Origin of the sequence: Microbacterium sp. T32, from assembly GCF_001619615.1 — a bacterium.
Taxonomy (GTDB): domain Bacteria; phylum Actinomycetota; class Actinomycetes; order Actinomycetales; family Microbacteriaceae; genus Microbacterium.
On the sequence record NZ_LQQP01000006.1, the window covers coordinates 18,142 to 39,944 of the forward strand.

At 70.4% G+C, this 21,803-nt stretch carries 24 protein-coding genes and 1 pseudogene; 12 read left to right on the top strand and 13 right to left on the bottom strand.

All coding sequences use genetic code 11. The features are described from left to right. Positions 1–63 precede the first annotated feature (63 nt). From AVW09_RS02735 to AVW09_RS02745, 3 genes are read left to right on the top strand one after another with little or no spacing between them, the layout of a single operon-like run. A complete protein-coding gene (locus AVW09_RS02735) occupies positions 64–1,371 on the top strand; it encodes a cell division initiation protein (RefSeq protein WP_197462542.1) in 1,308 nt (435 codons plus the stop codon). 35 nt (positions 1,372–1,406) lie between these two features. Beyond that, complete coding sequence (locus tag AVW09_RS02740) at positions 1,407–2,342, top strand: aldo/keto reductase (RefSeq protein WP_063256567.1); 936 nt, start codon at positions 1,407–1,409, stop codon at positions 2,340–2,342. Between the two features lie 31 nt (positions 2,343–2,373). Next, positions 2,374–2,622, top strand: a complete 249-nt coding sequence (locus tag AVW09_RS02745; RefSeq protein WP_063256568.1) for a hypothetical protein — start codon at positions 2,374–2,376, stop codon at positions 2,620–2,622. An 81-nt stretch (positions 2,623–2,703) separates the two neighbouring features. Here AVW09_RS02745 and AVW09_RS02750 read toward each other — a convergent pair whose 3' ends face one another. Then, positions 2,704–3,090: a DUF7882 family protein gene (locus tag AVW09_RS02750; RefSeq protein WP_063256569.1), complete on the bottom strand. Its 387-nt coding sequence runs from the start codon at positions 3,088–3,090 to the stop codon at positions 2,704–2,706. Positions 3,091–3,181: 91 nt separating this feature from the next. On the opposite strand from AVW09_RS02750, the gene AVW09_RS02755 reads away from it, so the two are divergent. After that, on the top strand, positions 3,182–3,742 hold the full coding sequence (locus tag AVW09_RS02755) for a MarR family winged helix-turn-helix transcriptional regulator (RefSeq protein ID WP_082822783.1): 561 nt from the start codon (positions 3,182–3,184) through the stop codon (positions 3,740–3,742). A gap of 80 nt (positions 3,743–3,822) precedes the next feature. Further along, positions 3,823–5,673 (top strand): DUF2207 family protein, encoded by a 1,851-nt coding sequence (locus tag AVW09_RS02760; RefSeq protein WP_063256570.1) that lies wholly within the window; start codon positions 3,823–3,825, stop codon positions 5,671–5,673. Positions 5,674–5,718: 45 nt separating this feature from the next. On the opposite strand, the gene AVW09_RS02765 is transcribed toward AVW09_RS02760, so the two are convergent. Further along, positions 5,719–6,411: an esterase/lipase family protein gene (locus tag AVW09_RS02765; RefSeq protein WP_063256631.1), complete on the bottom strand. Its 693-nt coding sequence runs from the start codon at positions 6,409–6,411 to the stop codon at positions 5,719–5,721. A 242-nt stretch (positions 6,412–6,653) separates the two neighbouring features. Continuing rightward, on the bottom strand, positions 6,654–6,839 hold the full coding sequence (locus AVW09_RS02770; protein WP_197462543.1) for a hypothetical protein: 186 nt from the start codon (positions 6,837–6,839) through the stop codon (positions 6,654–6,656). A 278-nt stretch (positions 6,840–7,117) separates the two neighbouring features. Here AVW09_RS02770 and AVW09_RS02775 point away from each other — a divergent pair, with 278 nt between their 5' ends. Together AVW09_RS02775 and AVW09_RS02780 are read left to right on the top strand one after the other, a co-directional pair. Then, entirely contained in the window at positions 7,118–8,131 is a 1,014-nt protein-coding gene (locus AVW09_RS02775; protein ID WP_063256571.1) for a TerC family protein, read from the top strand. A 102-nt stretch (positions 8,132–8,233) separates the two neighbouring features. Next, on the top strand, positions 8,234–9,199 hold the full coding sequence (locus tag AVW09_RS02780) for an LLM class F420-dependent oxidoreductase (RefSeq protein ID WP_063256633.1): 966 nt from the start codon (positions 8,234–8,236) through the stop codon (positions 9,197–9,199). A gap of 28 nt (positions 9,200–9,227) precedes the next feature. On the opposite strand, the gene AVW09_RS18305 is transcribed toward AVW09_RS02780, so the two are convergent. From AVW09_RS18305 to AVW09_RS02800, 4 genes are all read right to left on the bottom strand, one after another. Then, positions 9,228–10,175 (bottom strand): helix-turn-helix domain-containing protein, encoded by a 948-nt coding sequence (locus AVW09_RS18305; RefSeq protein ID WP_063256572.1) that lies wholly within the window; start codon positions 10,173–10,175, stop codon positions 9,228–9,230. Then, positions 10,172–12,298, bottom strand: a complete 2,127-nt coding sequence (locus AVW09_RS02790) for a right-handed parallel beta-helix repeat-containing protein (RefSeq protein ID WP_063256573.1) — start codon at positions 12,296–12,298, stop codon at positions 10,172–10,174. The genes AVW09_RS18305 and AVW09_RS02790 overlap by 4 nt, the downstream gene beginning before the upstream one ends. Continuing rightward, a complete protein-coding gene (locus tag AVW09_RS02795) occupies positions 12,291–13,547 on the bottom strand; it encodes a glycosyltransferase (protein ID WP_063256574.1) in 1,257 nt (418 codons plus the stop codon). The genes AVW09_RS02790 and AVW09_RS02795 overlap by 8 nt, the downstream gene beginning before the upstream one ends. 104 nt (positions 13,548–13,651) lie before the next feature. Next, positions 13,652–14,641 carry a hypothetical protein gene (locus AVW09_RS02800; RefSeq protein ID WP_063256575.1) on the bottom strand — a complete coding sequence of 330 codons (990 nt, stop codon included), beginning with the start codon at positions 14,639–14,641 and terminating at the stop codon, positions 13,652–13,654. Between the two features lie 39 nt (positions 14,642–14,680). On the opposite strand from AVW09_RS02800, the gene AVW09_RS02805 reads away from it, so the two are divergent. Next, complete coding sequence (locus AVW09_RS02805) at positions 14,681–15,499, top strand: endo alpha-1,4 polygalactosaminidase (protein WP_063256576.1); 819 nt, start codon at positions 14,681–14,683, stop codon at positions 15,497–15,499. Between the two features lie 94 nt (positions 15,500–15,593). Here the strand turns inward: AVW09_RS02805 and AVW09_RS17135 are convergent. The 4 genes and pseudogenes from AVW09_RS17135 to AVW09_RS02820 form a co-directional block, all read right to left on the bottom strand. Next, positions 15,594–16,055: pseudogene (locus tag AVW09_RS17135) on the bottom strand (FBP domain-containing protein); the annotation flags it as partial. Positions 16,056–16,317: 262 nt separating this feature from the next. Further along, positions 16,318–16,695 carry a PPOX class F420-dependent oxidoreductase gene (locus tag AVW09_RS02810; RefSeq protein ID WP_269454544.1) on the bottom strand — a complete coding sequence of 126 codons (378 nt, stop codon included), beginning with the start codon at positions 16,693–16,695 and terminating at the stop codon, positions 16,318–16,320. After that, positions 16,689–17,222 (bottom strand): 2'-5' RNA ligase family protein, encoded by a 534-nt coding sequence (locus AVW09_RS02815; RefSeq protein WP_063256578.1) that lies wholly within the window; start codon positions 17,220–17,222, stop codon positions 16,689–16,691. Before AVW09_RS02815 ends, AVW09_RS02810 begins: the two co-directional genes overlap by 7 nt. 7 nt (positions 17,223–17,229) lie before the next feature. Further along, on the bottom strand, positions 17,230–17,607 hold the full coding sequence (locus AVW09_RS02820) for a DoxX family protein (protein ID WP_063256579.1): 378 nt from the start codon (positions 17,605–17,607) through the stop codon (positions 17,230–17,232). Positions 17,608–17,777: 170 nt separating this feature from the next. Between AVW09_RS02820 and AVW09_RS02825 the strand changes: the two genes are divergently transcribed. Continuing rightward, the gene (locus AVW09_RS02825; protein WP_063256580.1) at positions 17,778–18,071 is read left to right on the top strand and encodes a hypothetical protein; all 294 of its coding nucleotides are present in this window, start codon (positions 17,778–17,780) and stop codon (positions 18,069–18,071) included. Positions 18,072–18,108: 37 nt separating this feature from the next. Here the strand turns inward: AVW09_RS02825 and AVW09_RS02830 are convergent, their stop codons facing one another. Then, complete coding sequence (locus AVW09_RS02830) at positions 18,109–18,438, bottom strand: DUF7882 family protein (protein WP_063256581.1); 330 nt, start codon at positions 18,436–18,438, stop codon at positions 18,109–18,111. Positions 18,439–18,639: 201 nt separating this feature from the next. On the opposite strand from AVW09_RS02830, the gene AVW09_RS02835 reads away from it, so the two are divergent. Then, positions 18,640–19,095 (top strand): MarR family winged helix-turn-helix transcriptional regulator, encoded by a 456-nt coding sequence (locus AVW09_RS02835; protein ID WP_063256582.1) that lies wholly within the window; start codon positions 18,640–18,642, stop codon positions 19,093–19,095. 6 nt (positions 19,096–19,101) lie between these two features. Here the strand turns inward: AVW09_RS02835 and AVW09_RS02840 are convergent, their stop codons facing one another. Then, a complete protein-coding gene (locus AVW09_RS02840) occupies positions 19,102–19,422 on the bottom strand; it encodes a DUF7882 family protein (RefSeq protein WP_063256583.1) in 321 nt (106 codons plus the stop codon). A 140-nt stretch (positions 19,423–19,562) separates the two neighbouring features. Here AVW09_RS02840 and AVW09_RS02845 point away from each other — a divergent pair, with 140 nt between their 5' ends. Beyond that, positions 19,563–20,585 (top strand): glycoside hydrolase family 6 protein, encoded by a 1,023-nt coding sequence (locus tag AVW09_RS02845; protein WP_063256584.1) that lies wholly within the window; start codon positions 19,563–19,565, stop codon positions 20,583–20,585. A 134-nt stretch (positions 20,586–20,719) separates the two neighbouring features. Then, positions 20,720–21,715 carry a response regulator transcription factor gene (locus AVW09_RS02850; protein ID WP_197462544.1) on the top strand — a complete coding sequence of 332 codons (996 nt, stop codon included), beginning with the start codon at positions 20,720–20,722 and terminating at the stop codon, positions 21,713–21,715. Positions 21,716–21,803: the final 88 nt, after the last annotated feature.

Consider the following 21,803-nt stretch of genomic DNA (forward strand, 5'->3'; position numbering starts at 1 on the left):
CCGCGTTCGCCACAGGGTGCCGCCGGCGCCGCAGGAACGCGTCGACGTTCGAGAGGAACTCCCATGACGGACGACCAGCCCGGATCCGCCCGACGGCCGGTATCCCCCGGCGACGAGGCCGTGCCCGACTCCCCCCTCGACGAACTCCTCCGACGCGACGACGACGCGGACATCCCGAGCTTCCCCGTCGGCTTCCGGGGGTACGACCGTGAGGCCGTCGATGACGCGATGCGGATCCTGCGTGAGCGCGTCCGCACCGCCGAGGACAGTGCCCACCGTGAGAAGCTCCGCGCCGAGGCGATGTTCGCGCAGCAGCGCGCGGACCACGATGCCGAGCTCGCGGAGTCGGTGCGCCACCACACCGAGGAGACCGGCCGGCTCCAGGAACAGGTGCGCGCGGCCTCCGCGCGTGCGGCCGAGGCGGAAGCCCAGGTCAGCGCCCTGTCGGGCGATCTCGTCGCGGACCGCGACGGCGATGGCGCCGATCCCGCCCAGGCCCGCCAGCAGTTCGAGGCGATCCTCCGGGTCGCCGAGGAGCAGGCGGGCGTTCTCGTCCAGAACGCCGCCGCGCAGGCCGAGCGCCTCCTGGCCGCCGCGCGCGACGAAGCCGCACAGATCCGCGACGACGCCGTCGCCGAGCGGGAGCGGATCCGGACGGAGGCGCAGCACGATGCCGAGCAGGTGCGTCTGCGCATCGAGACCGAGGCCACCGCGCACGCCGCGCGCCTGGAGCGCGAGGGCGCACACGCCGTGGAGAAGGTCGCGCAGGCCGAGCGCGAGGCCGCAGCGGTGCGCACCGAGGCCGAGAAGGGCGCCGCCGCGCTCCGATCTCTCGTCTCTCGAGAGACCACGGATCTCCGGGCCAAGGCGGAGAGCGACGTCCGCGAGATGACCGCGCGCGTCCTGGAGTTCGAGGAGTCGCTGACGCGACGGCAGGACGAGGCGCAGCAGGAGTTCCTCGTGCTGCACAACCAGGCCGTGGCGCACGCCGAGCGGATCACCGCGGACGCGAGCGAGCAGGTGGAGTCCGCTCTGGAACACGCCCGCCGCATCGGCGCCCGCGCCGATGATCACGAACGGCTGGCGCGCGCCCAGGCGCAGCAGGTCGTCACGCACGCCCAGGTGCAGGCACGCGAGATCCTCGACGACGCCCGCGAGAAGGCGCAGCGCATCGCCGATGCCATCTCGGGCCACACCTCGACGGTTCTCCGCAACGCGGAGGACCGCACGCGGGACCTCCGCTGGCAGCAAAAGCAGCTGGGGAGCTTCCTGGCGGAGATGAACGAGCTGCTGAGGGCGGCGCCGCGGGGCACGCCCGCCGCGGCGGATGAGCGATCGGATGCCGACGACGAGGCGACGCCGCTCGACTGACGACCGCGGAGACCTCCGAGGGCTAACGTGGAGCGATGAGAACCGTCCCCCTCGGCCCCTCGGGTCCCGCCGTCCCCTCCGTCGTCGCCGGAATGATGCGCATCGACGGCAAGAGCGACGAGGACGTCCGCGAGCTCTACTCGGCCGCGCGATCGGCCGGAATCGATTTCTTCGATCACGCCGACATCTACGCCCGAGAGCTGCACTCCGCGGAACGGCGGTTCGCGGAGGCACTCCGACTCAGCCCGTCGGAACGCGCGGAGATCAGCCTCCAGACCAAGGCGGGCATCGTCCGCGACGGGCCGTACTTCGACTTCTCGTACGAGCACATCGTGGCATCCGTGGAGGAGTCGCTCCGTGCGCTGGAGACGGACTATGTCGACGTCCTGCTGCTGCACCGCCCCGACGCCCTCGTGGAGCCGGAGGAGGTCGCCCGCGCGTTCGACGAGCTCGAGGCGTCCGGAAAGGTGCGGGCGTTCGGCGTTTCCAACCACACCCCGCGGCAGATCGATCTCCTCCGAACGGCGGTACGCCAGCCGATCGTCGCCAACCAGGTCCAGCTCTCGATCGCGCACGCGCCCGTCGTCGTCCAGGGCCTCGCGATGAATATGGAAGGGACCCCGCAGTCGGCCGTTCTGGACGGCGGCGGATTGGTGGAGTACTGCCGTCTGGCTGGCATCACTCTGCAGGCGTGGTCTCCCCTCCAGGGCACCCGGGGCGGCGGCGTCTTCCTCGGCGACCCCGCCTACGCGGAACTCAACGCCGTCATCGATGAACTCGCCGCCCGATACGGAGTGGAGCCGATCGCCATCGCGGTCGCCTGGATCACGCGGCATCCCGCCGGAATCCAGGTCGTCCTCGGAACGACGACGCCCCATCGGGTCGTCGAGGCCGCCGTCGGGGCGGACATCGTGCTGTCACGAGCCGAGTGGTACGGCCTCGTGCGGGCCGCGGGCTACGTCGTCCCCTGATCGGACTCGGGGAGAAAAAGGGGGAATCGGGATGCCGGGCAGAACCTCGCCGTGGGGAGCGGTCACCGCCGCCGCGGCCGCCGTTGTGGTCGCCATCCCGACGCTCGCTCTGCCGGCGGATGGCCCCACGGGGCCGAAGGCGGTGTTCGCTGTGATCGGTGCCGTGCTGTTCGTCGCGGCGATCGTGCTCACACGACGAGAACCCGGAGCACGATCTTCGATGGAGCGCCCGGGCTCCGACCAGGTCAGCCCGCCAGACCGGCCGCCGTCGCCGGAGTGATGATCGCCAGCGGCTCCGTCGGAACGTCCCACAAGGGGGGATGGGTCACGGCCGACTGATCGACGCGACGACGAGCGGCGCTCATGCCGCGCGGACCAGCGAACGAGGCGCAGTCCGCTGCCGGGTCTGCGTCGGCCCGGCGGCGGCGGGGCGGTCCGCGACGACCTGCTGATCCATGTCGATGTCGAGGCTCAACCCGCGGGAGGAGTTGGCGTCGTTCGCCATCCGCTTCAGCAGATTCTGGTCGAGGGTCTCGGGCTGCTCGGATTCGAAGACGAATCGCAGCGGGATGGACGGCTGCAGCCAGATCGTCGAACGGCCGACCGGTTCGCCAGCACCGTGCGTCCAGGAGAGCGTGAAGCTCTCACCACGGCGCAGCTTCGTGGCCACGACCACCTTGACGTGCGCCAGCATCCGATCGTCGATCGTGATGGGCTCGGGGGTCGTTCCGTAGAACAGCTTCGCCATGATGTTCCCTTCCGTCTTTGCTTGTTCGCAAACTTACTAGGTAGACTAGCGAATAAGCAAGCGAGATATCAGGCTGAATTCGGAGAGGCTCATGGAATCCGCATCCCCCGCGCCCTACTGGTACGGCGGCGACTCCGACGACCGTCGGGGATCGCGCGTGATGCAGTCCCTCCGGTCGTATCGTTCGGCGGAGATGGCGATGCGCCGCCGCACTCAGGACGCGATGGCGATGGGCGAGAACGAACTGCGGGTCCTCCGTTTCCTCACGCGGGCCACGGCCTCCGGACGCGATGCGACGCCGGCCGACCTCGCTCGCCACCTGGGACTGTCAACGGCATCCATTACCGCCTTGCTCGATCGACTGGAGCGCACAGGACATGTGCGCCGGGAACGGCATCCCACCGACCGCCGCAAGATCCTCGTGCGCGGCACCGAGCAGTCCGAGGATGAGATGCGCGACACCCTCGGCGACATGCATGCGCGAATGATGCGCGCAACGCGCGGGATGAGCGACGCGGAAGCGGACATCGTCACGGCGTTCCTCGATCGCATGCGCTGCGCCGTCGACGGGGTCTGCGCCGCCACGCGCGAGCCCTGCTGCCGTACCGCCCGCCCCGCGGTCGCGGCCCCGACGACGCCCACGGCGGCGTGATCGCGGCCTCGGGACCCGACATCCGCACAATCCGCCTCGCGACGGAGTCGTCGGCGGGAGCTTCTCGATAGCGTCGAGGCATGGACGTCCTCGGCCCCAGACTCCGCTCGATGCGTCCGCTGCTGGCAGGGGTGATGCTCCTGGGGCTGCTGGCACTCTCGCTCTTTCGACCCGTGCCTGCGCACGCGGATGTCGAGGACTTCCGTTTCGACTCGTTCGACGCGCGCATGACCCTCTCCCGCGCCGCGGACGGGCACGCAGAGCTCGCCGTTACGGAGACCCTTGTCGCGCGCTTCCCCGAGGAGGATCAGAACCGCGGCATCATCCGGGCGATCCCGGACGACTACGACGGGGTGCCGTTGCACACGGAGATCGTCTCGGTCACGGGAGCGAACGGAACGTCGATCCCGTACGAGATCGAGACGGACCGACGCGAAGTGCGGGTTCTCACCGGGGACGACTCCTACGTCCACGGCATCCAGACCTACGTCATCTCCTACACGCAGCGCGACACGATCCGGTCCTTCGCCGACACCGACGCCGACGAGTTCTATCGCGACATCAACGGGACCGAGTGGGGTCAGCCGTTCGGGCGCGTCAGCGTGGAACTCACGATCGACCCGACGCTCGCCGACGCGACCCTCGACGGCGCCGCGTCCTGCTACCGCGGAGCGCAGAACTCGACGGATCGGTGTGACATCTCACGGGAGGTCGAGGCGGGAGGCGAGGTCGCGTATTCCGCGGCATCGTCCGACCTCGGCCCCGGCGAGAACGTCACGATCTCCGTCGGCTTCAGCCGCGGGACGTTCGTGCCCGGGGAGGTGGTCCGCACTCCCGAGGAGCAATTCTCGGTGGATGCCGCGCCCGCACTGTCGGTGCTCTCGATCGGCACCCTGGGCGCCAGCGCCGCCGCGCTCGGTGCAGCCGCGTTCTCGCGCCGTAGGAACCGCGACGCGCCCGGCCGCGGAATCATCGTCGTCGAATACACCCCGCCGACCGACACCGACGTCCTGGAGGGTGCGCACCTCGTGCGCCGCACCGGTGCGGCGATCCCCGCCGCCGTCCTCGACGCCGCCGTCGCCGGACACCTGCGCGTGGTCGAGGACCCCGCGGCCGACGACGCACTGGCTCTCGAGTACGTGAGCGGGGCCGGCGCGACACCGCTGCGCGCCGGTGTCCTCGGCGCCATATTCGGCGACACGCCGATGCCGGGCCAGCGCGTCGCGCTCGACAGCCCCGGCAGTGACGCGGGCGACCGGCTGCGCGACCTCCTCCCGGTCGCGGCCGCCGAAGTGCGCCGCCGCGGCTGGATGCAGCGTCCCGCTCGGAGCGCGGGCGTCCTCGCCGGCGTGATCGCCGTCGTCGCGTTCGGCCTCGCCCTCGCCGCGCTCCTCATCACCTCGGTCGGCACGACGCCGGCCTGGTGCCAGATCGCGGCCGTCCCGGTGACGGCGGTCGCCGGCATCCTGACCTTCGTGGTCATCCGGTGGTCGGATCGAGTGACGGATGCCGGTGCGCCGGCGCGCGACCACCTGCTCGGGCTGCGCGACTACCTGGCGCTGGCCGAGGCCGACCGGATGCGGGTCCTGCAGAGTCCCGAGGGCGCCGAGCGGCGGCCCACCGGACTCGACGACCCCGTCCAGGTGCTCCACCTCCACGAGAAGCTGCTGCCGTGGGCGGTCGTGTGGGGCGTGGAGAAGGAATGGGCCGACGTCCTCGCGACCCAGGCGCGCGACGCCGGGGCGGACCTCGCCTGGTACTCGGGGCCGAACGGATTCTCGAGCGCGGCATTCGCCTCGTCGCTGTCCGCCCTGCACACCGGGACCAGCCCGGCACCCCCGGTCAGCGGATCGGGGAGCTTCTCCGGCGGCTCGTTCGGCGGCGGCTTCTCGGGCGGCGGAATGGGCGGGGGCGGGGGCGGGGGCCGCTGATAGGGCACCGCCCGCTCCGCGCGGAAGACCACCGCAACGACGGCCTCACTCGGCCGCGCGGATGACCTCGGCGATCACGCGCGAGTCCGCGAGCACCCGGAAGTGGCCGCCGCCGTCGAGCCTGACGTTGCGGGCACCCGCGAGCTCGCTGCCCTCGGGGATGTGCGGGTCGAACGCACCGTAGACGGACACGATCCGCCTGTTGACGTCGGCGGCCGCGGCGAGCGCGCGCATCGTGGCGTCCCCGAATCGGAAGGCGCGCAGCGACGGCGTGGGCATGAGGCGGCTGTACCGGGACCCCCCGAACGGCGTGGCCACCGCCACCATCGCCCGCACCCGCGACCCCGCGGGATCGAAGGCGAGCAGGTGCTTCCCGATCAATCCGCCCTTGCTGTGCGCGACGAGGACGACGTCGCTCAGATCGCGACCGACGAGCAGATCCGCGACCTGGCGCGCGGACTCGGCGATCGGGCGGCGGTTGGACCCTAGGCCGGCCACCACGTGGACCGGGTGTCCGCGGGCGTGCAGCGCATCGGCGAGCGGCTGGAGGAACCGCCAGGTCTCGTAGATGCCGGGCAGCAGAACGAGCGGTCGCTTCGTTCCGGTCGTGAGATCGTCCGGGCGGCCCGGACCCATGGCTCGCATCTGCGCCGCGAGGGCGTACACGTAGTCCTGACCCCACCAGACGAGGTCACGGATGCCTCGCCGCCAACGCGGCGCCACGGGTACGGCATCCATCGGCATCCCCTCATCCTCGATCACGCGTCGCAATGGCGGATCGGGGTTGCGCAGGGCGCTTTCCGGAAGATCGTGCGGTGACGGTTAGGGATCGGCTGAGAAGGCGCCGTTCGAGCGAGCCGGGCGAGTACCGTCAGTGGCATCCAGCCCCGGCATCGCCGGCGCGGAGGCGCCCTCGGAGGCGCAGTGACGCCCCGTCCGTCGAGCCGAACCCCCAATCGGCTCCGGACGGGGTCGTCATCTCAGCGGTCTTCGCCGTACCCGCGGATGCTGCGCAGGTCGTCGTCGAGCTCCGCGTCGGCGGCATCGGCGCCGACCGCGGCATCGGCGGCGCGCTGTTCCCGCGCACCGGCCTTCTTGTCCTCGGGCGTGGCCTCGTCGGCGCCGTCCATCACGGGGGCGTCCTGGGTGGGTTCGCGATCTTCCACGGTGTCCTCCTCGATCGGTGTGGTTCCCGCCAGCCTGGGGTGAAGCCCCCCGCGCGGACCGGGGCTTGCGAGCCGCACACGGGCATGCCAGGCTTCCCAGCGATCGCTCGGGCAGGATCCGCCGACGTGCCGTACCATCGAGGTCAGCAAGGGGAGTATTCCCACGCGACGATCCCGTCAATACGGCACACGACATCGTGAGCCCGGGGCGTCGGCTCGCATCGCGAGCGGAAGAGACCTTGGTGTTTCGACGTACACCAAAACCCTTGGAGGCCCGCGTGGGTGTCACCCCGCTCATCTGGATCATCACGATCGCGATCACGATCGCGTTCTTCGTCTTCGAGTTCTTCGCGCACGTGCGCAAGCCGCACGAACCCACCGTCGGCGAATCCGCCCGCTGGTCGGCGTTCTACATCGGCCTGGCGCTGCTCTTCGGCGTCGGAATCGGCGTGTTCTCGGGCTGGACGTTCGGCGGCGAGTACTTCGCCGGCTACCTGACCGAGAAGGCGCTGTCGATCGACAACCTCTTCGTGTTCCTCATCATCATGACCGGCTTCGCGGTGCCCAAGAAGTACCAGCAGAAGGTGCTGATGATCGGCATCGTCATCGCGCTGATCATGCGCGGAGCGTTCATCGCCGTCGGTGCGGCGCTGATCGAGAACTTCTCGTGGATCTTCTACATCTTCGGTGCGCTCCTGCTTTTCCTCGCGTACCGCCAGGCCTTCGCGCACGGCGAGAGCGACCCCGCGAACGGCAAGTTCATGCGGTTCGTCCGCCGCATCCTCCCCGTCAGCGAGGAGTACAACGCAGACAAGCTCACCGTGCACAAGGACGGCAAGCGCTTCGTCACCCCGATGCTCCTGGTCATCGTCGCGATCGGCTTTATCGACCTCGTCTTCGCGATCGACTCGATTCCCGCGATCTACGGTCTGACGAACGAGGCGTACATCGTCTTCACCGCCAACGCGTTCGCCCTGATGGGCCTGCGCCAGCTGTACTTCCTGATCGGCGGTCTGCTCGAGCGTCTCGTCTACCTGTCGCAGGGGCTGGCCGTCATCCTGGCGTTCATCGGCGTGAAGCTCGTCTTCCATGCGCTGCATGTCAACGAGCTGCCGTTCATCAACGGCGGAGAGCCGCTGCTGTGGGTGCCCGAGATCCCGATCTGGCTCTCGCTGCTGTTCATCGCCGCGACCGTCGCGGTGGCGACCGTCGCCAGCCTCGCCAAGACGCGGAGGGATGCCGAGAAGAAGCGGCTCGAGGGCGAGAAGGCCGTCGACGCCCCCGGACACTGAACCGGGCAACGGGTCCACGACACCCGTCGTGGACCCGTTGCCGATCCGTTGGCGGAGCGCAACCCCGCGGGCGACCGCAGCCGGTCGACCTACCGTGACGGCATGACTCGTTTCGGATACACCCTCATGACCGAGCAGAGCGGCCCCCGGGAACTCGTGCAGTACGCGGTCGGCGCGGAGCGCGCCGGCTACGACTTCCTCGTCTCGAGCGACCACTACTCCCCCTGGCTGACCTCGCAGGGCCACGCTCCCTACGCCTGGACGGTGCTCGGCGCCGTCGCGCAGGCGACCACCGACGTCGAGCTGATGACGTACGTCACGTGCCCGACGATCCGGTACCACCCCGCGGTCGTGGCCCAGAAGGCCGCGACGCTCCAACTGCTGTCGGACGGACGGTTCACCCTCGGCCTCGGCTCGGGCGAGAACCTCAACGAGCACGTCGTCGGCGAAGGCTGGCCGGCCGTGCTCGCCCGCCAGGACATGCTCGTCGAGGCCATCGAGATCATCCGGGCACTGCACACCGGCGAGCTGGTGACGTACGACGGAGAGTACTTCCGCGTCGACTCGGCCCGGGTGTGGGACGCCCCCGAGGGCGGCGTACCGATCGGTGTCGCCGTCTCGGGCGAGCACTCGATCGAGCGGTTCGCCCCGCTCGGCGACCACCTGATCACCACGGAGCCCGAAGCCGACCTCGTCCGCGGGTGGGACGAGCACCACGACGGCGACTCGCGGAAGATCGGTCAGATCCCGATCAGCTGGGACCCCGACAAGGATGCCGCGATCGCCCGCGCCCACGACCAGTTCCGGTGGTTCGCCGGCGGGTGGGCGGTGAACTCCGACCTTCCGACCCCCGCGGGGTTCGCGGGGGCCTCGCAGTTCGTGCGCCCCGAGGATGTCGCGGCCTCCATCGCGTGCGGGCCGGATCTCGACGAACTGGCGGAGAGCGTCCGCCCGTTCCTCGACGCCGGCTTCACGGACATCGCGATCGTCCAAGTGGGCGACGAGCAGCAGCAGCGCTTCGTGGACGAGATCGCCGCACCGCTGCTCGAGAAGCTCCGCGCTCTCTGACGCGCCGCATCCGGTCGCGCGGTCGCGCTCAGACCGCGTGGCCGGTTTCGCGCACCCACTGCTCGAGCCGCCACACCGGCACTCGGAAGACGCGGGCGACGTCGGCGATCGAATGGTTGCCCTCGACCACGGATGCCACGGCGAACTCCTGCAACGAGCGGAAGTTGCGCCCGCCCAGCGGCCCCACGCGAAGGTCCGCGAACGTGCGGGGCACCGTGGCGGAACCGGCGCCGGGAGCCACGAACACGTAGGCGGAAGCGTTCTGCATCCCCCGCTCGGCGGCGCGCTGGTGGACCCTCGGCGCCACCGACGGGGCGTGTGGAGGGAGAACCGGCGCGGCGGGCTCCGTCGGCGCGGGCGGCGGGGCCGCCGGGGGTCCCGCGTGCACCGTCTGCCACGGCGCCGGCGGGAGCACCTCCGTCCCCGGAGCGATGTGCGGGGAGAACCCCGCGGCCGGGAACCGCTCGACCCGGGGCATCGGCATGGAGGCTGCGGGGAACGGCTCAGCCGGCCCGCCGACGGGCGCGGCGGGGGCCATCCTCGGCCGGGCCACGGCGGCCGGCGTGACGGGCGGGCTCGTGAGCGGTGTCTCCGCGACGGCGGAAGCGGCGGCCGGGGACGGCGCCGACGTCATCCACGGAGCGGGAGGAAGCTCGCCGCCCCAGATCACGGGACTCGGCACCACGTGCGGACTGGCGCTCGGCGCATCGATCGCGTCGGACGTGGGCGGCCCGGCGACCGCGTCGCCGAACAGATCGGATACGCCGACCTCGAACACGTCGGCGAGTGCGACGAGCACCGCCAGGGGGACGGCCGTGCGGCCGGCCTCGATCGAACGGAGGCGCTGCTCGGACAGCTCGGCCTCGAAGGACAGCGCCGTGAGGGACATGCCGCGGGCCAGACGCATGGCTCGCACCCGCTCCCCGAGTGTGTGCAGAACCGCGTTCAGACGGTCGTCCTCGTGCTCCTCGGTCACCGCCGACCTCCTCCGCCGATCGGGTTTCGCGCTGCCTCCTCGACCCACTGTTGCAGCCTCCACTGCTGGATGCGGAACAGACGCGCGATGGTCGGCACGGAATAGCCGCCTTCGAGCACCGCGGCCACGGCGAACTGCTGCAGGGACGCGAACGTGCGACCCTCGAGCGGGCCCGTGCGCAGGTCCGCGAACGAGCGCGGTCGCTGTGTCGCGGGGCGCGGCCCCGCGGCCGGAGCGGAGGCCGGCCGGACGGCGGGTCCGCGCGAGCCGGCGCCCGTGGGCACCACGGTCGGGGTCTCCCACGCGACGCCCGGACCCGGCACGGCGACCGGCTCGGGGATGACGACCCGCTGGGATGCCATCGGCGGCGCCCACGTCGGGATCGGCGAACGCCCCGCGTAGGCGGCCTTCTGCTCTTCGCCGTGCCGCAGGAGCGCTTCGTGCAGGAGCTTGCGGAGCTTCTGGTGCTCGCGCCGCCGACGCCAGAGCACCGGAACGCCGATGGCGGGGATCAGCAGCACGAGCGCCCACATCCACATCATCGGGTGGTCGTTCATCCACCCGACCCACGCCCATTGGAAGGTCCAGTCGGTCTGGACGTTGTTCGCCTGCATCGTGCGCGAGCCCGACCACATCGCGACGACGTCCTGCCCGACGCCGTGGAACGTGTTCCCCGTGATGTCGGCGCGGGCGTCCTCGGCCAGTTCGATTCCGAACCCGGATGCCACTCGCACGTCGTTGTCGCGGATGATCACGGCCGCCCCGGTGAGCTCCACCGCGATGCGGCGGCCGGAGAGGCGGGAGTCCGACACCGTGGCATCCGTGATCTTCCCGGAGACGTCGAGCGCCCGCAGGTCGGACGACGCGAGATCGGCATCGGCCACCGTGAGGCCCGTCGACGGCCCCTCGACGAGCACTGCGCTGCGGGTCTCCGCCACCTCCGTGCCACGGATCTCCGTCGTGTCGGTGGAGATCACCCGCACGCCACCATCGCGGTTGTCCCGCACGTGCGAGCCGGTGAGGGTGAACCCCTTCGTGGGACTGAGCCCGTATCCGCCCGACGTGGGGCCGTCGGCGAGAGCGGAGCCGTCGACCCGGATCCCCCAGCCCGTGGAGCCGGACACCGTGCTGTCCGTGATCTTCGTGCCCGGGGACTGCCGCGAGATGGAGATCCCGTCGCCGCCGGACCCGGTGATCGTGGTCCGTTCCACGGTGGTGTCCGAGGATCCGTTGGTGACCTCCATACCGGTGAGCGTGGAGTTCTCGATCGTGCTGTCCTGGATCCCGGCCTGGGTCGTGTCGGAGAAGAACACCCCGTAGTGCAGCCCCGTGATCTTGGTCGAGACGATTCCCGCCGAGGCGCGATCGTCGCCGGTTCCGGTGACGGCGAGACCGCCGGTGCGGCCGCTCCAGAAGCCCAGGTCGCGCACCTCCGCGTATCCCACCGTCAACACGCCGTCGCGTGCGCGCAGGTACGCCCGTCCATCCGTCTCGTCGGTATCCGGCGCCGCCGTGGCGTCGTCCCAGGACGTGATGACGAGCGGGTCGGTCTCCGCGCCCAGGAGGTGGATGATTCCTCCCCACCCGACGATGCTCGTCGTCCCCTTCGGCGAACTCTCCATGCGCATTGTTCCGAAGGCCGTGATGTCCAGGATCGCCCCTCGGCGCACCACGATGTTCCGCACGACGGTAATGGTCCGCTCGTCGTCGATACGTACCGCACCCAGGGCGCCGAGATCGGCGAGAGCGTATGTCGTGGGTTGCCCGTTCTTCGGCGCCAGCACGACGGTATTCCACTGGTCCACGAGGGCCGGGTCGCCGGGCGCGAGCGCCGCCACCGCCGTGAGCCGCGCGTCCTCGGCCGCGACCAGCTCGGCCGGGGTCTTCGGAGCGGCCGGGGCGTCAGTGGCATCCGGGGTCGGGGCCTCCCCCACGACGGGGCCGCTCGGGGCGTCGGCGCGGAACCACGGCAGGAACGTCCCCGTGTGGACGAAGTTCCCCACGAGCACGACGCCGACCACGAGCACGATCACGGCGATCACCATGATCACGCGAGCCACCCCGCGGATGGCGGGATGCGTGTCGCCGCGCTCGACCGCGGTCAGGGCGCCGTCGTCAGCCACGCGCCTGGTCCGTCACCGACGGGGCGGGCGCGCCCAGACCGACGCTCGCGCCGGACTGTCCCTCGCCGCCCAGGCTCGCCTCGGTCTGTCCCTCCCCGCCCTGCGTGTCGGCAGAACGCGTGAGCCACCCCTGCTTGTTCATGGTGACCAGCGCATACACCTTGATGGGAAGCGAGACGAAGATGATGACGAGCGTCACGAGGGGCAGCAGGACGATGTCTTCCGGACGCCGCCAGAGGTGGGACATCCCGCGGATGCCACGACCGACGAACATCCACACGATCGCGAGGATCAGGCCGATCGTCGGGTGCTCCGTGCGCACGGCCAGGACCACGTACGCGAGAGCGACGAACATCGTGAACGGTGTCAGCAGGATCTGCATCATCGTGATCTGCGAGATCAGCGGCACCTTGAAGATCCAGCCGTGGCGGATCGCGGTGAGGTAGCACCGGTAGGAGTTGCGGCTCCAGCGGACGCGCTGCTTCACGAAGGCCCGGAAGGTGCCCGGGAACATCGACAGCGCCCGCGCACTGTCCTGATGCGCGACGCGGAAACCCTGCGAGAGCACGAGCCACGTCATCCGCCCGTCGTCCCCCGCCACGCATTCCTTGCCGAGGAAGATCTCGTGCTCCAGGTCCTCGACGCGGGGCTGGATCGCCGAGGTGCGGTAGGCCGCGGTGCGGCCCGACGCGCAGATCACGCCACCGAACCGCCCCATCGCGGGGGCATAGTCCGTGCAGCGGAGGTCGATGATCCAGTCCGCGACCCGGCGCCACACACTCGACTTCGGCAGGTAGACGTTCTGCCGCGTGCTGACCGCGCCGACCGCCGGATCGATGAAGGGCATCTGGACGGCGTCGAGCATGCCGTCCTCCCACGCGGTGTCCGAGTCGATGAACACGATCAGTTCGGTGTCCACCATGCGGATGCCGACACCCAGCGCCGAACGCTTGCCGCGGTGCCGGAACATCACGACCTCGACGGTCGGGATCTGCAGCGCCTCGATCCGCTCCTGCGCTTCGACGTCGGCGACGTCGAGGACGATGATGATGCGCGACGGCCCCTGCCGCACCCACGTCTGCAGGCACCGCAGGAGGACGTCGGGGTCTTCGTGGAAGGACGGGACGACGACCGTGGTCGTGGTCCGGAAGTCGTTGCGGACCGGGCGCGACGTCGCGGCCAGGACCTTGCGGACGATCCAGAAACCCCACGAGACGATGCCGAGATATCCGAACGGCAGCAGCCACATCAGCTGCTCTCCGAATGACCCGTGACCCACCTGTTCTCCCCGTGACGTTCGGCGGATACGCCGAATGGCGGCCCGGGGAGACAGTGAAGATTACCGCGTCCGCATTACGCGCACGCAACGTCCGTGAGCGACACGCCCGCCGGGACGCTGTTGTCGCAGCCGACGACGTTGCCCTGTCCACGGGCCGGACCGACGACCGCAACCCCGACGCCGCCCGCCCCCGGACGCAGGTCGTTCCCCGCCACGATGTTCGCGGCCCCCCACGGAGCGAGGATGGCGTGGATGCTCACGGCATCCACAGATCCTGCGACGGTGTTGCCCTCGAACCGCCACTCCGACCCCTTGAGGTCCACGACGCTGTCGACGACGGACGCGGAGCCGACGGACAGCGACGAGTCGCGCACGACCCCGCCGGTCGTGCCCTCCTTGACGTCGAGGGCCTCTGCTGTCGTGTCGGCGACGACGAGATCCGTGAAGGTGTTGCGGTCGCTGCGGTCGGGGCCGCACTCGGTGTACCGGCACCAGTTGGACTCGGCGGATCCGACGTACACGCCCTCGCCGAACTCGGGATCCGTCCGACCGGTGCGTTCGATCGTCACCGAGCGGACGGTGTTGTCGGCGCTCCCGGCGCGCAGGTGCAGACCCTCCTGGCCGACGTCGGAGATCGTCAACCCGCTCAGAGTCGAGTGGGTCGTGGCATCCAGGACCACCCCCTTCTGGCCTCCGCGCACGTCGAGGTCGCGGATGTCCCAGTAGGCCGCCCCCTCGAGATGCAACGTGTACCCGTCCGCGACGTCGCCGCCGTCGAGCACCGTCCCGGCCGAGCCGCACAGGATGATGGGCGCCTCCGCGGTCGCGGCCACGGCCGCGCGGAAACGCCCGCGGTACACCGTCGGGGAGAGCTGCAGCACGGTTCCCGGAACCGCGGCGTCCAGGGCGGCCTGCAGCGACTCCGCCCCCTCCCCCACGGCGACGGCGCCGGGCGCGCAGGGGACCATCGTCGCGGCCGGCTGCGCCGCGGGCTCGGGCGCGCACCCCGCGAGCGCGGTCACGGCGGCGGCGAGCGCGATCACGGCGGCGACGGTGCGGTTCATCGCGTCGAGTATCCCAGGCAACGCCCGTAGGGTGGTCGCATGCCGCGCGCCCTCCACCTCGCCGGCATCACCGCGTTCGTCCTCGCCCTGACCGCGTGCGCGCCGGCGGAGGCGACACCGCCCGGCGGAACGGTCGCCTTCCCGATCGGTGCCCGCATCGACTATCAGCTCGGTGAGCCGTATCCCCCGGCGGAGGGTGTCGGCCTCGTCGTCCGCGACCGCACCGCCGAACCGGCTGACGGCGTGTACTCGGTCTGTTACGTCAACGCCTTCCAGACCCAGCCCGGCGAGAGCGCGGACTGGCCGAAGGGGACCCTCCTCGAACGCGATGGGGAACCGGTCATCGACCCCGACTGGCCCGACGAACGTCTCGCCGACACGTCCACCGCGGAGAAACGGGATCGCGTCGTGGCGCACGTCGCTCCCTGGGTACGCGGGTGCGCGGCATCCGGCTTCCGCGCGGTCGAGTTCGACAACCTCGACACGTTCACCCGCACCGACGGCGCGCTCACGCTCCAGGACAATGCCGCGGTCGCGACCGCGCTCGTGAGGGTGGCGCACGAGATGGGCCTCGCCGCCGGTCAGAAGAACGCCGCGGAGTTCGCGCGGGAGCTGCGGGATGCCGCGGGCTTCGACTTCGCCGTCGCCGAGGAGTGCGCGGCCTTCGACGAGTGCGGCACTTACACGGACGTGTACGGGTCGCGGGTGATCGACATCGAGTACAGCGACCAGCTGCCCCGCTCGTTCGCGGACATGTGCGCCGACGAGGCCACCCCCGCGGCCACGGTGCTCCGTGACCGGCGACTCGCGGCCCCCGGGTCCGCCGAGTACGTCTTCGCGAGCTGCCCCGAGCCCTAGGCCGCGACACCCGGAAGAGCGACCGGACAGGCCCCGGAGCCGCGGACTCCGGGGCCCGGACCGCCCAGCCCTCGCTCATGAGGTCGCGGAAGAACCCGTCGACGTGGGCACGGAGGGACTCGATCCGACGATCGCGCGCCGCCTCGACATCGTGGCCGAGGTACGCCGGCGGATCGAGTCGCCGGACGTTCGCGGAGCATTCGAACCCGGCGCACAGGAGTGTGCCGACGGAGTTGCCGGCCTTGCCGGCGCGCCCTGTCCGTCGAGCCGAGAAGAACACGACGTCGTTGGGCAGCGTGACGTCGGAGCACCACGAGCACTGCGGACGCGAGCGGGTGGGCTGTTCGGCCTGTCGCAGCTGCAGCCCGACGGGGACGGAGTCGATCTCGGCGACCACGAAGCCGAGGAACGGCGACTTGGGGTCGCGCCAGCCGACGTAGTCGAGGCGGTCCCAGTCGCGGTCGGCGAGGTCGGCGGGCACGACGATCGCCTTGCGCTCGCGCAGCGAGACGTTGACGAAACTGTTTCGGAGGGTGGATTCGGTGAGGGCGATCATGAGGGTCCCATCGGTGGACCGGAACGATCCGGTCGGAGGGTGCCCGCGCCGATGCGCGAGCGAACGGAGAATCCCGCGCCGACGGACGTCGCGCGGGTGTGCGTGGGCGCGCGACCGACCGGTCGCGCGACGTCGCCGCTCAGGCGGCGAGGACCACGGGTCCGTTCGCGCCTCTGCCGTCGGCGCTGCGCGCGCCGACGACCTCCTCACGCCCGATGGGCATCGCGGAGGGGAAAGAGGACATGAATCGAGCGTACGCCCCTCAGGAGCGGAAGGGCGCCGATCCGAGCACGCGCTCGACGGCGATCTCGAGAACGACGCGCTCGGGATTCACGCGCGGCTGTCGGTAGCGAGCGGCGTACAGATCCACGGCATGGGCGACCGCCGTCGGCTCGTCCGTGACGCGCGCCGGGCCTTCGAAGCTGATCCAGCGTGCGCCGTCGACGGAGCAGAGGGACGCGCGGCCCGACCGCTCGGCATTGACGAACTTCTGGGTGCCGCGTGACCCGATGACCCGCGCCACGCCGTCCTCGTACGTGAACCCCACGGGAACCGCGTGCACGCGTCCCGAACGCCCGATGGTCGAGAGCGTGGCCAGGTGGTATTCGGCGAGGAAAGCGAGGGCGTCGTCGGTCAGCACGGTTCCAGCGTCCCACGACCGGCGACGTGCGAGACCGTCCGGGTGCCGGCATCCCATCGTCGGATGCCCCCGACCCGGGCGACGACGGGACTCCCGGGTGCGGCAGCCAGTGCCTCTCCCACGCGGTCGAGCGGAAGGCGCCGCGCCAGGGTCACGTGCGGTGTCCACTCCCCCGGCACCGTGTGCGGAACGTCGTCACCCGGTCCGGCGAGCGTGTGAACGGCCGCGTGAAGGGCCAGGAGATCCGCACGGGGGACGACGGACCGCGCCAGCACACGGGTGCGACCGGTGCCGAACAGCAGGGGTGCGCCGAGGGTGAGGTCGAGGGGCAGACGATGCTCGAGCGTTTCCGTCGCGAGATCCCCCAGGGCGGTGCGGACGAGAAGGGTGATGTGGGGCCGGTTGCTCGCGCCGGTGTGCTGCACCTGGCTCGGCAGACCGGCTTCGTCGAGCAGGGTCCACTCGCGCCGGATCTCGGCGTCCGCGGCCTCGTCGAGCACCAGTTCGAGGCTGACGACGGAGGTCATCGGCGCGTCAGCGCGTCGACCACCACGCCGCGGCCACGAGCAGCGGCTGGAAGAACAGGCGGGTGAAGCGGCGACGGTCGGTGTCCAGGCCGAAGGCGGAGCGCTTCTTGCGCCACTGATCCACGTTGCCCGGGAAGATCGCCACGTAGAAGGCCGACAGAGCTGCGCCGACCCGCCGTCGTTCCTTCGGGAGCGCCACGAGCGCGACTCCGAAGGCGATCTCGACGACCCCGGATGCCACGACCACCGCGTCGCGGTCGAGCGGACCGTATTCGACCACGGCATCCGGCACCTGCGCCTGGAAATCACGCCGGGCGAACGTCAGGTGCGCCACACCGGCGAAGGTCATTGCCAGGGCCAGGGCCCAACGGACGAGCGTTCTCATGCCGTCAGGCTAGAGCGCCGGAGGGCCGCAGAACCCGGGCTTGACGGACGGGCGCGAAGGACCGTTGACCCGAGGCAAGGGCCGCTACGCGAACCGCCCGCGAAGCGCAACCCCCGGACGCGTCGCGCACGGCGCGGTTGACTGAGGAAACGTCGACGGAGGAGGTGCCCATGACGCTCACCGACAGCCCGCGGGCTGCCCTCGGCGACGCGGATCTGGACGCGCTCCTCATCCGCGCGGCCACCGGCGACTGCGATGCCTTCGTCGAGTTCTACGACGCCACGTCTCCGCGCGTGTACGCCGTGCTCCTCACTCTGACACGGGATGCCGACCGGGCCGCCGCCCTTCTCGAGGGCATCTACGTGGAGGCGTGGGAGCGCATGCGCGGGCGATCCGCGCCACCGTGTCCCGGCATGCAGTGGATGTCGCTCATCGCACACCGCCACGCGGCGGGTCGGCTCTGACGTGCGGCGTGCCGGACGCGCGCCGCGCGTCACCGTCTCAGGCGGGGCGCGTCGTCGCTTCCGCGGTCGCCGGAACGTCCACGTCGATCGTGAGACCGCTCGACGAGTTCGCCGAGTTGGCATAGGCCTGAAGCAGACCCGGATCGAGCATCTCCGGCTCGACGGAACCGAACACGAACCGCAGCGGGATCGACGGCTGGATCCAGATCGTGCTGCGGCCGCCCTCCTCACCCTCGGGGTGACGCCACGACATGGTGAAGCTCTCGCCGCGGCGGAGCTTGGTCGCGATCACGACCTTCACGTGGGCGAGCACGCGATCCGGGATCCGGATCGGGCGCTCGGAAGAGCCATAGAACAGTAGGCCCATGAGCGTCTCCTTCCGGAGTTTTCGGCACTCAATATTTTACTAGGTTGCCTAACTATCACAAAGTGAATTCCGGCGATATATCGGTGGACGGCCAAGTTTCTTTCGTCTCACCCGGGTCGTCGTCAGATGTATCGCACCACTGGAATCTCGTTTGCCTAACTAGACTGTCGCATCGGGCGGCCGGACCCTTACAGGAGAGCCATGACGATCGTGACCGAAGACGACCCCTCCACGGTCGCCGCCCGCGCCGTCGAACGACTGCGGTTGGCGGAGGCCCGGCTGGCGCGGCGGCGTCAGACCGACTGCGGCCCCAGCGAGAACGCACGCGCGGCCATGCGCTTGATCCTCGAACGGACGGACGACGGCGGCACGGTGACGCCGACGGAGATCGCGCAGGCGCTGGCGGTCTCGACCGCATCGGTGACCGGCATGCTCGACCGCCTGGCCGCCGGTGGCCTGATCGGATTCGTCGCGAATCCCGCGGACCGCCGGAGCAAGTTCGTCGTGCCCTTCGACCGGAGCACGGATGCCGACGCGATCGACCCCGTCACGGCACGCATCCGAGAGTTCGCTCTCGATCTTCCCGACGGCGCCGCCAGTCAGCTGGCCGACTTCCTCGACCGTGTGCGCGAGGTCGTCGACGCCGAGTGCCGCTGACGGAGCTCACGCCGTGGCCGGCTCCACGGCATCCGGTTCCGGCTCCGCCACGACCGTGAGCCCGTTCGGCGAACTCGCCTCGTGCATGAGTTCGTCGACCCAACGACGATTCACGTGCGGTGGCCGGCTGCCGTAGAAGTGGAACACGAGGGGGATGGACGGGTGGATCCAGAGGCTTCGGGTCCCGCTGCCGTCGCCGACGGGGAAGTGGAACATGAAAGGCTCACCGCGACGCAGCTTGTTCATGAACACCAGCCGCAGATGGGCGAGCGTCCGGTCTTCGATGTCGAAAGACTGACCGAGCGCGTTGTAAATCAGTTTGCCCACGGGAAAAGGGTATCCGCTCGGCGCAGCTAATCATCGCTGACGCACGGAGCACTTTTCGCATCCCGTCCAGAATCGATCCGGAGAGCGGTCGCAGTACGACTCGATCCTCCCTCCCCGCGGCCTCGACTAGAGTCCCAGGGGTGGGGAGAGCGCACCGCCCGGGCCGCTGGCGTCGGATTCCGCGGCCGGTCCTGGTGGGCGGGGCCGTCGTGGTCGCCGTCGCGCTCCTGGCCGGAATCGCCGTGGTCGGCTCCCTCGTGACGAATCTGTTCCAGACCCTGTCGGCGAGACCACCGGCCGTCGACACACGCATCGTGACACCGGACGAATCGAAAGCGGCCAAGGCCGCGGCCGAGGAACAGCCGGGCTCCCCCGAGGCGGACGCGGCGACGTGGCTCGCCGCGCAGCCCACCACCTATTGGCTCACACCGGAGATCGATCCCGTCGGCGAGGTGTGGGACCGTGTGGCCCACTTGGCCTCCGAAGCCCGTGCCCAGGATGCCACGATGTCGATCGCCGTCTACGGTCTCCCCGACCGCGACTGCGGCAACCACTCCGCCGGCGGGCTGGACCCCGACGCCTACCGGGAGTGGACGTCCCGCATCGGCGATGCGCTGCGGAACGCCTCCGACGTGCGCAAGATCGTGGTGCTCGAGCCCGACAGCATCGCTCTCGCCCCGTCGTGCGGTTCGCTGCAGGACCGCTCCGGATATCTCCGCACCGCGGTGGAGAACATCCGCGGGGTCGACACCTGGATCTACCTGGACGGCGGCCATTCGGCGTGGCATCCCGCGAACGAGATGGCAGACCTGTTGCGCTCCACGGGTCTCCTCGGCGAGGTCCGCGGCGTCGCGCTCAATGTCTCGAACTACCAGGACACGGCCAACGAGTTCGCGTATGCCCATCGACTGTCCGACCTCCTGGGGGGAACCCACGCGATCATCGACACGTCCCGCAACGGTGCGGGGCCCGCCGGTGCGCAGTGGTGCAACCCCGCCGACCGCCTCGTCGGGGCACCCAGCGGCGCGTACGGGGACGACGTCGTGGATACGACGCTGTGGATCAAGCCTCCCGGCGAGAGCGACGGCGAGTGCAACGGGGGCCCCGCCGCCGGAACCTGGTGGCCGGATGCGGCGGTCGAGTTGACCCGCGAGAGTCGCTGACCGCGAGTGGTTGGGGCGCGCGTAAACCTTCAACGCCCCGAAATATGTAAGGATGGCGCTCGGTCGCAGTCGGACCGCCGTACCTCGGGGGAGAGTGCGGGCACGCGAACGTGCGAAGCCGGAAGAGTGGTGGGATGAGCGACAGCACAGAGCTGCTGAAGACGGCCGTGATCGTCGAGGACGACCCGGATATCCGGCATCTCCTCGTCGAGGTGCTCGAATCGGCCGGTTTCTCCACCGTGTCCGTCGGCAACGGCATCGACGGCGTGCGCGCGGTCATCGCCTATCAGCCCCTCATCACGACCCTCGATGTGAACATGCCGGGTATCGACGGGTTCGAGGCCGCTCGCCGCATCCGCCAGCAGAGCGACACGTACATCATCATGCTCACCGGGCTCGAAGAAGAGGCCGACGTCGTGCTCGGACTCGGCGCCGGCGCGGACGAATACGTCGTGAAGCCGTTCCGCCCGCGCGAGCTGCGCGCGCGGATCGAGGCTCTCCTGCGCCGCCCCCGCGCGGGCGCGCCCGCCGTGACGGCACCGCGCCAGGATTCGGTCGGACCTTCCTTCCCCCATGCCCGGCCGATCGTCGAGCCTGTCCCGCAAGTGGCCCCCGCCGCCCCGCAGTACGAGCAGGCTCCCGCCGCGCCCCCGGCGCCCAGCGCTCCGGTGGTCGTTCCGTCGTCGCAGGGCCCCGCGCCCTGGACCACCGCCCCGGGCAACGATCTGGCGCCCCGCCCCGGAGCGGAGATCGTTCCGCAGGCCCACGGGGACCTGACCCCGACCGGGGGAACGTGGGTGGTGCACCGCGATCTGCGGCTCGACCCCGACAGCCGCGTCGTGCTGGTCGACGGGTACGAGCTCGAGCTGACCCGCACCGAGTTCGACCTGCTCGCGACGCTCATGGAGTCGAAGCGACGCGTGCGGAGCAAAGCCGACCTCACGCTGGTCCTGCGCGGCGAGTCCTACGTCACGAGCTACTTCGTGGGCGAGGCCGACAAGCGCGCGATCGAGGCCCACATGACGAACCTCCGCCGCAAGCTCGGCGACAACCCCGCCAACCCTCGCTACATCGAGACCGTGCGCGGCGTCGGCTACCGACTGACGTCGGAGACGATGACCGCCCCCTGATCCGCCTCGCTCCCTCGCGAACGACGCCAGACATCACGGATGCCTCGACCCTCCCCAGGGCCGAGGCATCCGTTTCTTCTGATGCGTT

Coding starts and splice junctions, on each gene's coding strand:
- AVW09_RS02735 (WP_197462542.1), top strand. CDS start 64: ATGACGGACGACCAGCCCGGATCCGCCCGACGGCCGGTATCCCCCGGC.
- AVW09_RS02740 (WP_063256567.1), top strand. CDS start 1,407: ATGAGAACCGTCCCCCTCGGCCCCTCGGGTCCCGCCGTCCCCTCCGTC.
- AVW09_RS02745 (WP_063256568.1), top strand. CDS start 2,374: ATGCCGGGCAGAACCTCGCCGTGGGGAGCGGTCACCGCCGCCGCGGCC.
- AVW09_RS02750 (WP_063256569.1), bottom strand. CDS start 3,090: ATGGCGAAGCTGTTCTACGGAACGACCCCCGAGCCCATCACGATCGAC.
- AVW09_RS02755 (WP_082822783.1), top strand. CDS start 3,182: ATGGAATCCGCATCCCCCGCGCCCTACTGGTACGGCGGCGACTCCGAC.
- AVW09_RS02760 (WP_063256570.1), top strand. CDS start 3,823: ATGGACGTCCTCGGCCCCAGACTCCGCTCGATGCGTCCGCTGCTGGCA.
- AVW09_RS02765 (WP_063256631.1), bottom strand. CDS start 6,411: ATGGATGCCGTACCCGTGGCGCCGCGTTGGCGGCGAGGCATCCGTGAC.
- AVW09_RS02780 (WP_063256633.1), top strand. CDS start 8,234: ATGACTCGTTTCGGATACACCCTCATGACCGAGCAGAGCGGCCCCCGG.
- AVW09_RS02795 (WP_063256574.1), bottom strand. CDS start 13,547: ATGTGGCTGCTGCCGTTCGGATATCTCGGCATCGTCTCGTGGGGTTTC.
- AVW09_RS02800 (WP_063256575.1), bottom strand. CDS start 14,641: ATGAACCGCACCGTCGCCGCCGTGATCGCGCTCGCCGCCGCCGTGACC.
- AVW09_RS02805 (WP_063256576.1), top strand. CDS start 14,681: ATGCCGCGCGCCCTCCACCTCGCCGGCATCACCGCGTTCGTCCTCGCC.
- AVW09_RS02815 (WP_063256578.1), bottom strand. CDS start 17,222: ATGACCTCCGTCGTCAGCCTCGAACTGGTGCTCGACGAGGCCGCGGAC.
- AVW09_RS02820 (WP_063256579.1), bottom strand. CDS start 17,607: ATGAGAACGCTCGTCCGTTGGGCCCTGGCCCTGGCAATGACCTTCGCC.
- AVW09_RS02825 (WP_063256580.1), top strand. CDS start 17,778: ATGACGCTCACCGACAGCCCGCGGGCTGCCCTCGGCGACGCGGATCTG.
- AVW09_RS02830 (WP_063256581.1), bottom strand. CDS start 18,438: ATGGGCCTACTGTTCTATGGCTCTTCCGAGCGCCCGATCCGGATCCCG.
- AVW09_RS02835 (WP_063256582.1), top strand. CDS start 18,640: ATGACGATCGTGACCGAAGACGACCCCTCCACGGTCGCCGCCCGCGCC.
- AVW09_RS02850 (WP_197462544.1), top strand. CDS start 20,720: ATGAGCGACAGCACAGAGCTGCTGAAGACGGCCGTGATCGTCGAGGAC.